Raw genomic sequence first — 14107 nt, 5'->3', positions numbered from 1 at the left:
CTTATTTGATTATCTGGTTCATCTGGAATATGGGCAGGAGAATGGAGATCACCATAAAGCCCACAACTGCACCCATCACCAGGATGATCGATGGTTCAAGCACCCGAAGGAAGTTATCAACAGATTTTCTGAAATCCCTTTCCGCCATGTCTGCTATTCTTTCGAGCGAGCCCTCAAGCCCGCCGGTCTTCTCGCCGGTGATCACCAGCTGGAGATACGTTGGAGGAAGAAAAAGTGCGAGGTCTGACAGTTTTTTGCCCTCTTTGACTTCGCTGCCGATCCTGTCTATCTCCGAGACGAGGTACTCGCTGCCTGAGACGTCCCTCGAATACTCGAGCGCCTTTATTATCGGTACCCCTCCTGAGAGGAGAAGACTCAGCACTCTGCACCACCTGGAAATATAGAGGTTTCTGAATGACCGGAACGGAGAAAAAAAGAGTTTTTTTGATAGATGCATCGTGTTTCTCCGATAATAGACCCTGCCTGAAATAAATGCAGCTATGGCAGCGGTGATCAGCAGGTACCAGTACCCGTAGAGAACATTACTGAGTCCCATGAATATCCGGGTTATAAAGGGCAGAGGTATCTTCTGGTCCATGAATATCCCGGTCACCCGGGGAAAGACAAATACAAAAACAAAGAATATCAGCAGCATGGAGACCGTAACCATAAAGGCCGGGTATATAAGGGCAGATCTGACCTTGTCCTTCAGTTCCTTCTCCCTCTCCAAAAAACCGGCAAGGCTCGCAAGCACAGTATCCAATCTTCCTGACTCTTCACCTGCCCTCACCATAGACGCTGCATACTGAGGGAAAAAATCCTTTCGCAGCTCCATGGCGCCGGAAAGGCTGAGACCCTTCACAACATTGTTGTAAACATCCTCCATAACCTTTTTTACAGTTCCTGCGGTTTCTCCGGTGATCGACTGGACCGCAGCAGGCACCAGCACGCCGGAGGATATCATCGCAGAAAGGTTAATGAAGATATCGGAAATGCCGAGACCCTTTTCGAGCCTGAAACCCGTTTTCTCATCCTTCCCGATCTCCTTTACATACAGACCCTTTTCCCTGAGGTCAGCTATAGCTTCATTTTCGTCGCGCGAGAAGGTCTTTCCGCTTATCTCCCTGCCTTTGGTATTGTAAGCGAGATATTTAAAATTCGGCATAATCCTGGTTCGTCACCCTGAGCACTTCTTCGAGGGTAGTAATTCCGCCCTTCACCTTGCTGATACCGTCATCCATCAGCGTTGCCATACCTTTTTGGATCGCTCTCTGTTTAATACTTCTGGCATCCTTTTTGGCAAGGATCAGATCTTTTATCTCTTCGTCTATCGAGAGAAACTCAAATATGCCTGTCCTGCCCAGGTAGCCCTTGCCCCCGCATTCCGCACAGCCCTTGCCCCTATAAACCGTCTCAACCTCTTTCAATGCAGGGAACTCTGACCTCTCTCCGGGACTGAGAGCCACCGGCGTTTTACAGGAATCGCACACCTTTCTCACGAGCCTCTGTGCGAGCACACCAGAGAGTGACGAGGCCACCAGAAACGGTTCGATCTCCATATCCACAAGCCTCGTGACTGCCGAGGCCGAGTCGTTGGTATGAAGCGTAGAGAGGACCAGGTGGCCGGTGAGTGAGGCCTGTATGGCGATCTCTGCAGTCTCCCTGTCCCGGATCTCGCCGACCATTATGATATCAGGGTCCTGCCTGAGTACGGACCTGAGGCCTGTGGCGAAATTCAGATTTATTTTCGAGTTCACCTGGATCTGTCCCACGCCTTTTATCTGATATTCAACAGGGTCCTCGATCGTGATGATATTCTTCTCCTCGCTGTATATCTTGAGCAGACTGCCGTAAAGAGTCGTTGTCTTTCCTGAACCGGTGGGACCTGTTACGAGCAGTATGCCGTTTGATCGGGAAAGCACGGACGTAAACTGCGGCATCCTGCTCTCGCCGAGACCAAGTTCCTCAAGGCTCATCACACCCTTCATTCTGTCCAATATCCTCAATACAGCCCGCTCACCAAAAAAGGTGGGTATTATAGAGACCCTTATGTCAATGTCCTTGCCTCCAACGATAAGGCGTATCCTCCCGTCCTGAGGGAGCCTCTTTTCAGCAATATCGAGGTTGGCCAGGACCTTGATGCGTGAGATAAGGGCATCCTGAATAATCTTCGGCGGGGTGATCAGCTTTTTCAGTATGCCGTCTATCCTGAACCTCACTTCAAGCTCCCGCTCGTAAGGCTCAATATGGATATCGCTTGCCCTCTCTTTCACTGCCTCGAGAAAAAGCGCATTGAGCAGTTTTATTACCGGCGCTTCGTCTTTCAGTTCAAGGAGGTCTTTGGGCAGGTCGGCTGACTGCGAAAACATCTTAAGGTCTTCCCCGGAGATCTCGCCCATGACGGTTTGAGCCGACGGGACAAGGCTATAAGCCTGGTTAAGCAGGCTCAGGAGCGTCTCCTCAGGGCAGAAGCGGTGATCAAACTCCATACCGAGGTCCTTTGCCATGTCGCGAAGGGCAAGTCTGCCGTTATCATCACAGACCAGGCCGAATAAGAGGTTGTCTTCCTTTTTGTACACAAGAAACCGGTTGTTTCTCGCAAATTCAAAGGGGACTTCCTTCAGCAGACTGACATCAATATCAGAGATCTGAAGGGAGGTGATTTCCGGGTTCACTGATCCTTCACCTTCAGGTCAGGCTCACCCGGCTCTTTGAGGCTCGACTTGTCATCAAACATCTGCCGGGTAAAATCAGCCTTCTTCCTCTCTGAGAGAGCCGCAAGGTCAGCAGAATCCCTTATGATATGCGGTGTCAGGAATATGACCAGGTTCGTCTTTGTCTTGTTTACGGACTTGAACTTAAAAAGATATCCCAGATACGGTATATCGCCCAGCCCCGGGACCTTGGTAATGATCTCCTCGCCCTTTTCCTGCATGAGGCCGCTTATTACTACTGTCTGATTGTCTCTGACCACAACCGAAGTCTTGGTCGAACGCTTTGTGGTGGTCGGGCCGACCTCGGTCAGAATACGGACATTGGTCTCCTGCTTCAGGGAGGAGATCTCCTGATACAGGTCGAGCTTGACATACTCCCCCTCGGTTATCTGCGGCGTCAGCTTGAGCATAATGCCCACGTCTTTCCGCTCGATCACATTGAAAAGACTGCCCGTTGCTGTGCCCGTGGTGTTCGTCTCTCTCTTGGATATGAACGGCACGTTTTCGCCGACGATGATCTCGGCTTCTTTATTGTCAGAGGTGAGTATCTGCGGCGTCGAAAGCACATTCACCGCATCCCTGAACTCATTAACGCTGAAAAGGGCTGAAAATCCTGGGATGGTCAGATTGGTCGTGGTCGTCCCATCCGTAACCGGCACACTGAAAAAGTTGCCCATGCCGCCGACGGATATACCTGCCAACCCGTTGATTATTTCAAGCATGGAATTGCTGTCCATCGTTCCGAACCCGGCAACTACCCCCTCGCCATTGTTACGCGCTATGGTGCGCCACTTGGAGCCGAGTTCTTTCAGCTTGTCCAGGGACGCCTCCACGATCATGGCCTCCACGTAAACCTGTTTGCGCCGTTTGTCCAGGTCCTTTATAATTCCCAGCAGATTCTGGTAAAGCCCTGCTGGTGCATTGACGATGAGCGAGTTCGTCGCCTTGTCCGCTGTTATGGTCACTTTGCCCTTCATCTCCTGAGGCTGCTTTGCCTTTTCCTCTATACCCTTTACAACGCTGTCCAACACTTTTGCAAGCTCAACAGCATCGGCATTCTCAAGGAAATAGACCTTTATGTTGCCTGTCGTATCTTTCTGGGCAATATCAAGGAGGGCAACAAGTTTCTTTATCGATTCTTTGGCATAGTTCGAGCCGATCAGGATAAGGGCATTGAGCCTGGCGTCTGCCATGACCCGTATCTCATCTCCGCCGATCCCGGCCTTGTCCTTTTTCTGCAGCGACTCGTTGATCGTCTTTGCCATATCTTCTGCCACACCGTTCTTAATCTGGTATATCTCAGGATCATCCTTCACAAGGGGCTGGTCCACAAAAGAGAGAATATGCTCGATCCTCTGGATATTCAGCGCATTTTCTACAAGCAGCAGGTAATTGCCTGTCCCAAAAACCGAGATATGACCGTCCTTTGAGATAAGCGGCTGAAAGAACTTCAGTGCATTTTCAGCGCTTATGTGGCTGAGAGGTATAAGCTTGGTTATATATGCGTCTGTGGCCTTACCCTCGGCAGCCTCGGGAGAGAGCGCCCTTGCCTGACCGACAGGGACTATCTTCAGCATGCTGCCGGGTCCCGGTATCAGGGTATAGCCTTTCAGGTTGAGGACAGAGGTGAAGAGCGAAAAAGCCTCGTCAGCCGATATCTTTGAGGGCGCCATTATCGTTATCCTGCCCTTCAGCGTCTCATCGAATATGAAGTTCCTGCCTGTCACCTCGCTGATGAACTTGACCACATTGGGAAGCTCAACATCCTGCAGGTTCACTGCTATCAGGTTTTTCTTCGTTTCGGCAGACACAACCGATATCAGCAGAAAAACAACAAGAAGACCCATTAACAGTCTGGAAATGGGATTTACATTTATACCTATTTTCTTCACAATAGCCCCCTAATTGATATGGTATACCTGAGTCATAGGTACGCCATTCCTTATTATGTCCAGTTCCATACGGTCCAGTTCTTTTATCATCGTGAATATCTTCACCCCGTCGCTAGGAGAATTCAGGTCTATCTTGTTTGCCCTGAGAAGAATATCTTCATTCTTCAGTCCCAAATTTTCATAGACCCCTCCCGGCTTGACTTCTCGCACCACAAAACCTTCCTGCCCGCCGTCTTTAAGACGCGGCAGAAGCCGGGCGCCCGTAAGAAGTTCGTTAGGATTCTCCAGAAACTTCTTGATCTGCTCCCGGTCAAAGGTCATCTCTTTGCTGTTTTTCGCAGCCTGATTTACAAAAGCTGAGCCTGAGGAGGTTTTTGCAGCAACAGATTCGATCTTCGCAAATAAGAGTTCAAAGTCTCTGCCGTTATCAGAGATGCTGACTTTGTCCGCTGACACGGCAGTCAGCTTCCCGGCGCCAAAGACATCATCGCCGAGCCTGAAAAGCCTCTCCATGGCGCCCTTGTTCTCGATAAATGCAAAGCCTGGCTTATACGTTATCACACCCTTTAAGACAAGCCCCTTAGGGTCTGCTGCGCCGCCGGACTCCTTCTGAATAACCGAAAATCTGGCGCCCTTTATGCCGAATGGGTTTTTTTCAACAACAGAGACAAAGTTTTTTACTGATTGCAGATCCTGCGCCCCGGAAGACTTGCCTTCCGTCTTTGTCACTGTGCCTTTTGCCGAAACAAGCTCAAAGATCTTCCCAAGATTATAGGAAACTGCCAACACCAATACAATAATGCCCGCTGCATTCAGAAAGGCTCTCTTTCTCAGAAAAGTCATTATTTTCATAGATTACCAGAAAGTCAATTATACAACAAAAAAGGCCATCAAAGCAGGCGTTATAAGCCGGAAGGTATAGCGATGCATCCTGTTTCAGCGTTTATCGGCTTGCCAATCTGCCGACCAATTATGCAAGCCGGGATACCCTCTGACTGACGTCCATAAAATGGTAGTCCTCGGCAAGAATTTTGTTAAAGATAGTCCTGGCCTCATCGAATTTTCCTGAAAGTTCATGGTACAGCGCAAGATAATAATATGGTTCGAGATTTGCCTTGTTTACCGGTTCATTATTGATCGCCTTGTTGAATTTCTCGATAGCAAGGTGTGGCATGCCTTTCTGGCCGAATATTCTGCCGATAGGCACAGAAGCCGTTTTGTAATCAGGGGATTCAGGCCCAATTTTCTGGAGGACCACCAGCGCATGATCTATAAGGTCCAACTGCATAAAAAGCCTGCCGGCCTTGAGATGCTCCCCGCCTGTATCATAGAGCTCTGCAACCTTCCGGTCGGTCTGGCCGGCCGCCTGATATGCATCTGCTGCCGCAATAAAACTCCCTGCCTTTTCAAAGACTTCAGCTGCCTTCAAGAGATCACCAGCCTTCAGATACATCCCTCCGGACTCGTCAAAGGAGCCGGCCCTGGCATATAACTCACCTGCCTTTGCATAACTGCCCGCTTCAATCGCTATCTCTGCAGCCATTACAAGGTCACCCGCTTTTTCTGCAAGCAATGCAGCCTCCAGCAAGTGGCCTTTCTTGTAAGATACTTTCGATAATATCTCCTCTTTTTTCCGCAGATCGCCGCCTCTTTCAAATGCCTCTGCAGCCTTTTCAAGGTTATCTGCGTGCAGATAGCATGATCCGGCCCTCAGAAAATCGCCTTTCAGTTCATAGACCTCTGCAGCTTCATAAAAGAGGCGAGCCCTTTCCAGGATCTTGACTGCCCTGTCATAGTGACCTGCTTTTTCATAGAGCTTGGCGCTCATCTGAGCATATCTGCGGCCGGGGGACTCTATGGCTGATGGATTCCTCTGCTCGATAAAACAGAGCTCATAGGACTCGGCTGCCTTAAGATAGTCACCAGCATCTTCATACAGCTCGGCAGCCTTAAGATAATTTCCGCCCTTCTCATACATAACTGCAGCATTCTTATGGTCCTTTATTTTTAAAAAAAGTTCAGCCGCCCTTGTGTTGCTTCCGGCCTCTTTAAAATAGAGGGCAGCCCTCTCAAGGTCGCCGATGGTTTCATAGAGCTGGGCAGCAGAGGCGTATTCTTTGGCCTCAAGATACATATGAGCCGCTTCATGATACGCATTGATCGACTGATAAAGCAGGGCAGCTGACCGGTAGTCTTTTTCTGTCCGAGCCTTCTTAATTCTTTTTCTGATAAATCTTTCTTCTGATCTATTCCTGCGCTTATCAGAAAGGTGCCTTCTCAGGGGTTGAAACGGTCTTAGAAGAAGAGGGAAAATTGCCGCCAATATCTTTTTTGCGGCAAGGAGCAGAATAAGCAGACTCAGACCAGAAAGAAAGTAGAATACATATTCATCTGCCCACGGGATATGCAGATGCCCGGCTAGTACTCCGGCGAGCTCGCGCCCCCGAGATATTAGTTCATTGAGGAATGTCATGGCATTATTCTTATCCCAGCCGCTCCGGCAGCGTTCTCAGAAAGTCCTTCCAGTTCATAACAAGGACATCACCAAGACGGTAGGGTTCATCCACATTGCTGATGACATGACAAGGCACATTCGGATGGTCTTTCTGAAAAGACCTGAGTCCCGTAAGATGCGCTGTATCTATACTGGCAGACCACTTGATCTCGTATGCTCCGGTTAATACTCCAGCATGTTCTGTAAGAAGGTCTACCTCTGCTCCTGCACCCGTTCGCCAATAGTAGAGGTTCACCATTTTTTGGGATGTCCTGATCCATTTAAATGTTTCCATGATAATAAACTGTTCAAACAGACGGCCCGTCAAATATGAGTCTGAGATTGCGCTATCATACCGGTTAATGATGTTCGTTACGCCGTTATCGAAAAAGTAGAATTTAGGATGTCCTGAAAGTCGCTTTCTGATGCTTTTTCTCCATGGCTCAAGGCGCACCCCGATAAGTGTATCAATGAGTATCTCGTAATACGTTTTGACCGTCATAACTGCCTGCTGACACTCACGGGCGACTGATGAATAATTCACAATTTCGCCGAACTGACTGGCAGCCATATCAAGAAACCTTGAAAAGGCGCCTACTTGCCGGACAATGCCTTCAGCCTGGATCTCCTCGCGAAGATAGATATCGACATAGGCCCTGAGCAGGTCAACTTTATCCACATCTGTTACTGCCAGAAAAACAGGTGGAAGCGAGCCAAACCGCAGCAGATTAGTCAGGTTTTCTATTTCGGAAATTTCCTGCCACATAAACGGAGCAAGAAACCTTTGCACAGCGCGGCCACCTAACAAGTTGGCAAGTCCACGCTTGAGTTTTCTTGCGCTGGAACCTGAGAGTATAAAATGCAGGGATGTAGAGTCAATGAGGTACTGCACCTCGTTCAGGAGTTCAGGCACCCGCTGGATTTCGTCAATAAAGACATGGGTGATTGATATCTGCTTTTCAAGCACCTCTTTCCTGAGCAGAGACGGGGTCTTTGAATACTTCAGAAACTGGTCAGAAAGCAGTAGATTAACTCGGTACACCCCATCAAGAAACACACTATTGATAAGTGTAGTCTTTCCTGTCTGTCTCGGACCAAAGAGAAAGAAGGATTTATTCATGGGAAGTTCAAGCAATCTTGGTATCATCATGTAAAAGTGTATTGTATATTTACATCAATGTCAATCTTTTGCAATACATTGGCATCAAGAAACCGTCTTTTCAACCGGCATTCTTATGATTTATTATCTTCATCACTGAAGGATTACCTAAGCGATAAATCAGGGGAAAATTGAAACAAGGACGCCTTCTGACTGCCCTTTTTCATTATGTTCAACTAATTCACTGACGTCCCCGACTATCCCTACCACCCCGGCCTTCGGCCACCCCTCCTAAAACAGGTGGGGAGCCTGGAATTCCGGGTCTTTGCATTAGCTCCCCTCTTTGGTTAGGAAGGGTAAGGGCTTGTCTGCGCCCTGACGGGCGCACCACAAAAAAAGGGCGGGTCCAATGACCCGCCCTTTCAAAACTCATCAACAAAAAACTATGGTGTGATAGTTATCGTTACTGTCACTGTTGTACCGGCAGAATCCCGTACCTGTACCGTAACCGTTCCGGCAGGTGTCAGTGCTGGAACAGTAGCAGTGAAGGTGCCTCCGCTTGCCGCCACTGGACCATTAGGCACAATAGCAGTATTGGTTGAAGTTATGTTGTAGGGCGGGGTCCCACCGGTAATGGTAAAGACTGCTGAACCACCTGTCCCACCCGATATGCTCGCAGTTGCCGGGAAGACTGCCAATGCCCGCGCAACATTTATATCAACAGAACCGATCGCCACTCCCTGCACTGTGGCAGTAACCGTACATGTTCCCTCTGTTACAGGGGCTTTAAATGTGCCTGTTGCAACACCATCAGTGGTCTGGCCAAATGGCGTCACTGTTCCGCAGGTAGTCGTGAAGTTTACGATTGTGCCGTCAGGGGCTACTGCTCCTGTAGTCAGTTTGACAACAGCAGTTAACGCAGAACTCCCGCCCGGCGCGACCGTTAATGGATCGGCAGTAAGCGACGAAGCTGCTGCGGAAACCACAACCGGCTGCAGGAATAGTGTAACCATATTAGCTGAGCCATTCGATGAAAAAGCAAAGACATTCAGGTGTGTTTCCGTATTTCTGATGCTTGCAGGGAGTATCTGAATAACGGCCTTTGCCTGACCAAATACATTCGTTACTATCTCCTCGCGCAAGAAATTGGCTTCTCCTGTCGGGTTCAAAATTGTTCTTTTGAACTCTGAATCCCAGGAAACTCCAACCCCTCCGCCGACAGGAACGCCACCTGCATCAAAGATGGTTGCCAGGACTTCCACCGTATCATCAGTGGCATTCTCGAAAAGAGTAAAGTCTGATATTTCGTTATACGTGCTGTTGCCGGGGACGCTGTTAACATCCATGGACATGGCGGTTGCCAGTATATCGTTTGTGGAGAAGTAAATGGTCTTTCTGTCTCTTACGATACCCGATCCTGCCGTTACCTGCGCAATGATCGTTGCAAAGCCCGGCGTACTAGAAAATATTCTTACTTCAGCATTTCCTGCGTTGTTAGTGTTTGCAGTTACTGCGCTCAGAGTGCCGGTCAATGACATGTTCGTAAAGCTGACCGGATAATTCGGAACAGCATTACCATTGCCATCAAGCACCCTTGCCTTGAGAGTGATAAAGGAATTTGTCTGAGCAATAAATTGAACCGGAAGCAGCTTAACCACTGAAGGAATAGCGGTATTTACGCCGCCGGGATCACTCGAACTCTCAGTTCCTCCGCCTCCGCATCCGGCAAGGATTATCGTCAGGCAGAACAGCAATATGAATATTGGCAATAATAATTTATTTTTCATGATTCCTCCTAATTAGAACAATTCTCAAAATCATCTATCCAGAAATCATATTCTACCGGGAAAGTACCTGTGCCAAATTCATTCTTGTATATGCAGTTATACTTTGCCACATAATGAGTCGGTCTCTCTGAAGGCACATTTTTGCCGCTGACTAAAGCGTTCCAGAAGTCATTCTTTCTCTGTATATCAATAAGGGGAACATTGCATGTTGTCTCCGTGGCTTCAGTAAATATACAGTTTGGAAAGAATGTCAGGGACGGGATAATAGGTGCAGAAGGGTCTTCAACCGCTCTGAGATAGGTTACAGTGCACTGCTCGACGCTTGCCGGGAACGGCGGTCCGGCTACACCGCTTTCATTCAGTCTCTTGGCAAGAATTGATATATCTGCAGTTACCCGGAATAGACCCGCCTCAGGCTTCCCGTCTGAGCAGAGATGAACATTTGCATCAATATCCGGTGTCCCATCAGATTCCGTCGGAACCCCCTGAATGCTTACCGACTCGATCACGATACCGGTCTCTTGGGTCCCGGTAGAGCCTGGCGCTCCAATATCACCGCCGCCGCAGCTAAAAAGCGGCAAGGTCAGTAACACAATCAAGCCTGAAATAAAATATTTACCTTTCATTTTTCACTCCTTAAATTCCAATATTTCAATGTTAGTAACGATCTGTCCTAAGGCACATGATGTCTGGCCGTAAACCGCACTTCTTGCCTGCCATGCGTGCAGACTCCCAACGGGTAAATCTGTACTATTTCTGGCTGTTGCTGCTCTCAATTACCCTGGGCGTAACAAATACAATGATCTCAAATTGATTTTTGCTGTTATTATCATTCTTGAATAAGTGCCCGAGGAGCGGAACCTTACTCAGACCCGGTATGCCTTGATCACCATGTGACTCGCTGTATTTGTAAACTCCACCGACAACAAGGGTCTCGCCATTGTTAACAAGGACTTTTGTCTTAATATCAGTATTGGTCGTATCAGCTCCGACATTGCCGCCCGCTGATATTAACTGCAGCAATTCTTTTTTCACGATAGAAAGATCGAGAATAATCGCGCCGGCCGGTGTAATTTTTGGTGTAACTTTAAGGGTTATATCAACCGGAATTGCCTGTAACTTTGGCTGGCCATCTTTATCCGTTGAAGGAAGCTGCAGCTCACGTCCCTGTTTAATAGATGCCTCTATATTGTTCATGGTCAGAAGCCTTGGCTGGGATAAAATTTTTCCTTTCTTATTCTCTTCCATGGCTGACAGACGCAGATCCAGAGCCAACGTGCCTGCTCTATTGATAAATCCGAAACCAAGCTGGCCCGCTATTGCATTTGCCGGGAGATTGACCAAGAAGTTGCCGGGTGCTGTAGAGCCGGCTAACCCGGAGTTGCCGACGGCAACAGTGCCCTGTCCTGTGGTTCTTGTGGTGAATCCGCCCCATTGAACACCAAGGTCATGGATATAATCCGTATTGACTTCAACGATCCTTGCTTCAATTAATACCTGCCTGGCCTGCAGATCCTCAGTATCGATCTCTTTCAGAAGGGCCTCAACTTTTTGCAGGTTTATCTCAAGATCATTTACGATGATATTGCTGCTATCTTTATCAATGCTCAAACTGCCTCTTGAGCTGAGCACCTTGGCCTTGTCAAAAGCTTCCTTGATCTTGTCAACATTGGCATAATTAACCGTGAAGATCTTTGTCTGCAGGTCACCGGCTTCAGATTGAGCCTTCTTGTTATTCTTGATCTCATCAAGCTCTTTCGCTACCGCTGAGGTCGGTAATACCCGGATAATATTCCCCTCAACGATCTTGGACAGATGAAAGGTCCTCATAATAATATCGAGAGCCTGGTCCCATGGTACGTTTATGAGCTTTAAGGTTATTTTCCCTTTAACTTCGGGATTTACTACGATATTGTATCCGCTTATATCCCCAAGGAGCCTGAATATCGGAATAATATCAGCGTCCTGGAAATCAAGAGAGATCTTCTTTCCTGTATAGCTCCCCTCGGTTAGAGATGCCGAGGGTTCCTTGGCTGTGATTGCCGGTTCAGCAGCAACGGGAGCTGCAACAACAGCCGGTTCCCTGGTTGCATTAGACAAGGCACGCTGAGGCTGGGAATCTTCCTTGTTCATAAGCGATATTTCTATTGTGTTGCCGATTGCTGTTACATCGAAATTTGTTTTTTCCTTCAGATCAAGAACGATACGCAGCTTGTCTTTGTGCTTTCCTGCCCGTATGCCCTTGAGTGGCGCAATGGTCTGAGACGGCAGAGCAGCGCGTAATGACGTATCAGGTATATCAACAACAATACGGTCATTGACAGGAAAGACATTAGGGATCATCGAGCCGTTGCCGCTGATGATCACCTTCACGGTATCAGCAGACTTTTTTACGGTTATATTGCTTATCTCGGTAGCCTTGGACGTAGCAGGTGATGCATCCTTCTCCGCCGGTATCTCAACAGCAACAAGCCTTACCAAAGTCTTGGGATCAGTTTCAAGGTCTTTGGCGTCGGTTGACATCAGCGGATCTTCTTTTTTGACGGAAAGAATAAGCGTGTTATCTCTGTATTCAGGGGTAATGGAAGAAGGGTTCTGGAGCAGGATGTCAAGCCTTGTCATGCGTTTCGGCAGATCGATCTGCTGAGGCACAACTTCAGTGACCATACCATTGTCAGAAACGATCCTCTCCGTAAATGAACCGGTGCTCATGTCAGGGATTTCAACGGTTGCCCGATAAGGATCGTTTGTCTTGTTCAGGGTATACGTGAACTGCTTATTACTCCTGATAATAAGACCGTTCTCATCAACCTTGACAGCGGTAAGCACAGGCGCTTCGTTTGCCTGAGGTGACTGTCCTGCTGCCCCTGTATTTGCAGCGCCCAACAGCGCTATCAGTACAAAAATAATTATTAATGGTTTCAGGAGTATATGTTCTTTCATTATTCCTCCTCCTTGCGGAGTTTCAGTATAGTATCCTTGGTTTTGATCTGACCCCTGTAGTCTTTCACCTTTTCGGTGATTATTACTGAATCAGGCGTGATTTCACGAACTTTTCCGCCATATATCCCCAGGGTCATGCCTTTTCGAATGGTAAATGATTTATTATCCGGCAGCGTTACCAGCGCATAAGACTGCTGCCGGTCCCATGCAATTGCGATCAGCTTTAACTCCTCAACATCAAAGGATTCAATAGGAGAGGCTCCCTTCGACGCCTTGGGAGAGCCGGCCGCTTTGACCTCAACGAGGGACGTAAAGGGATCTCTGCGATCCCTTGGTTCGTAGACATAAACTTCTTTTTCGACTTTGATTTCAGCAGTCTGCACCGGATTTTGCTGCGCCGGAGCCGGGACCGCAGCCGCCGGTTTTGCTGCCTCAGGTTTCTTTGGAGCCGTTGGGGGTTTCCCGTCGCAGCCGGATAAAACAAGCAGCACCGCAGAAAGAAGACTGAAGACGAGCGTCAGGCCGGTATTCATCATTTTTTTGCACCTGCCGGAGCTTTTGCGGCTGCCGGAGCTTTTGCGCCAGCTGCGGCCTTGGCTGCATCGGCATCAGAAACCGAGGAAAAAGTTGATGCAGTAAATGAGATCAGCAATGCTGTACCACTTTTTTCTTTCTTGGGGCTTCCGAATTTCATATTATTAATATTGACGATCCTGTTGAGTCTGGTGAGGCTGCTCAGAAAATAGCCCAAATTATGGTATGTTCCGATGACATCAACCGATACCGGTATTTCATAGACAATACCGCTTGGATGTGTCTTTTTTGCAGCCGGCTTCCACGATTTTATCTCGAGGCCGGCCGCAATTCCCATATCAGAGACCTGTTTCAGGAGACTTGATATCTCCTTCTCATCAGGAAGTTGCTCTTTCAGTTCATTGATCCTTTTTGCCAGCCGTTCATTTTCTGTTTTCAATACGTCAAGCTTGGCAGCTTTTACCTGGCTGGCAGCTATTTCGTTATTCTGTTTGTCGATCTGTGTTTCCAGGACTTTGATCTGTTGCAGCTTGGGATTAATCACCAGGAACAGGGCGAGCAACGCTATGATAATCGACGGGAGCACACCCAGGATTATTTTCACATAAGAAGGCAAGGTCTTCATATCAAGCTTGATTGCCATA

The 14107-nt window shown here is 48.2% G+C and carries 11 protein-coding genes; all 11 read right to left on the bottom strand.

Annotation, left to right across the window (positions count from 1 at the left end; all coding sequences use genetic code 11):
- Position 1: 1 nt before the first annotated feature.
- Complete coding sequence (locus tag HZB62_00400) at positions 2–1165, bottom strand: type II secretion system F family protein (GenBank protein MBI5073625.1); 1164 nt, start codon at positions 1163–1165, stop codon at positions 2–4.
- Positions 1152–2675 carry a type II secretion system ATPase GspE gene (gene gspE / locus HZB62_00395; protein ID MBI5073624.1) on the bottom strand — a complete coding sequence of 508 codons (1524 nt, stop codon included), beginning with the start codon at positions 2673–2675 and terminating at the stop codon, positions 1152–1154. The genes HZB62_00400 and gspE overlap by 14 nt, the downstream gene beginning before the upstream one ends.
- Positions 2672–4606 (bottom strand): type II secretion system secretin GspD, encoded by a 1935-nt coding sequence (gene gspD / locus HZB62_00390; protein MBI5073623.1) that lies wholly within the window; start codon positions 4604–4606, stop codon positions 2672–2674. Before gspD ends, gspE begins: the two co-directional genes overlap by 4 nt.
- Before the next feature lie 9 nt (positions 4607–4615).
- The gene (locus HZB62_00385) at positions 4616–5458 is read right to left on the bottom strand and encodes a hypothetical protein (protein ID MBI5073622.1); all 843 of its coding nucleotides are present in this window, start codon (positions 5456–5458) and stop codon (positions 4616–4618) included.
- Between the two features lie 118 nt (positions 5459–5576).
- On the bottom strand, positions 5577–7079 hold the full coding sequence (locus HZB62_00380; protein MBI5073621.1) for a hypothetical protein: 1503 nt from the start codon (positions 7077–7079) through the stop codon (positions 5577–5579).
- Between the two features lie 10 nt (positions 7080–7089).
- Positions 7090–8235 (bottom strand): ATP-binding protein, encoded by a 1146-nt coding sequence (locus HZB62_00375; GenBank protein MBI5073620.1) that lies wholly within the window; start codon positions 8233–8235, stop codon positions 7090–7092.
- Between the two features lie 407 nt (positions 8236–8642).
- Positions 8643–9986 (bottom strand): Ig-like domain-containing protein, encoded by a 1344-nt coding sequence (locus HZB62_00370; GenBank protein ID MBI5073619.1) that lies wholly within the window; start codon positions 9984–9986, stop codon positions 8643–8645.
- 8 nt (positions 9987–9994) lie between these two features.
- Positions 9995–10612 (bottom strand): hypothetical protein, encoded by a 618-nt coding sequence (locus HZB62_00365; protein ID MBI5073618.1) that lies wholly within the window; start codon positions 10610–10612, stop codon positions 9995–9997.
- Positions 10613–10736: 124 nt separating this feature from the next.
- On the bottom strand, positions 10737–12929 hold the full coding sequence (gene pilQ / locus HZB62_00360; GenBank protein ID MBI5073617.1) for a type IV pilus secretin PilQ: 2193 nt from the start codon (positions 12927–12929) through the stop codon (positions 10737–10739).
- Positions 12929–13465: a pilus assembly protein PilP gene (locus HZB62_00355; GenBank protein MBI5073616.1), complete on the bottom strand. Its 537-nt coding sequence runs from the start codon at positions 13463–13465 to the stop codon at positions 12929–12931. Before HZB62_00355 ends, pilQ begins: the two co-directional genes overlap by 1 nt.
- Complete coding sequence (gene pilO, locus HZB62_00350; protein MBI5073615.1) at positions 13462–14106, bottom strand: type 4a pilus biogenesis protein PilO; 645 nt, start codon at positions 14104–14106, stop codon at positions 13462–13464. Before pilO ends, HZB62_00355 begins: the two co-directional genes overlap by 4 nt.
- Position 14107 lies beyond the last annotated feature (1 nt).

Source organism: Nitrospirota bacterium, assembly GCA_016214855.1.
Classification (GTDB): Bacteria; Nitrospirota; Thermodesulfovibrionia; order Thermodesulfovibrionales; family UBA6898; genus UBA6898.
The sequence above is the reverse complement of the archived record's forward strand: the minus strand, read 5'-3'. Positions and strand labels throughout refer to the sequence as shown.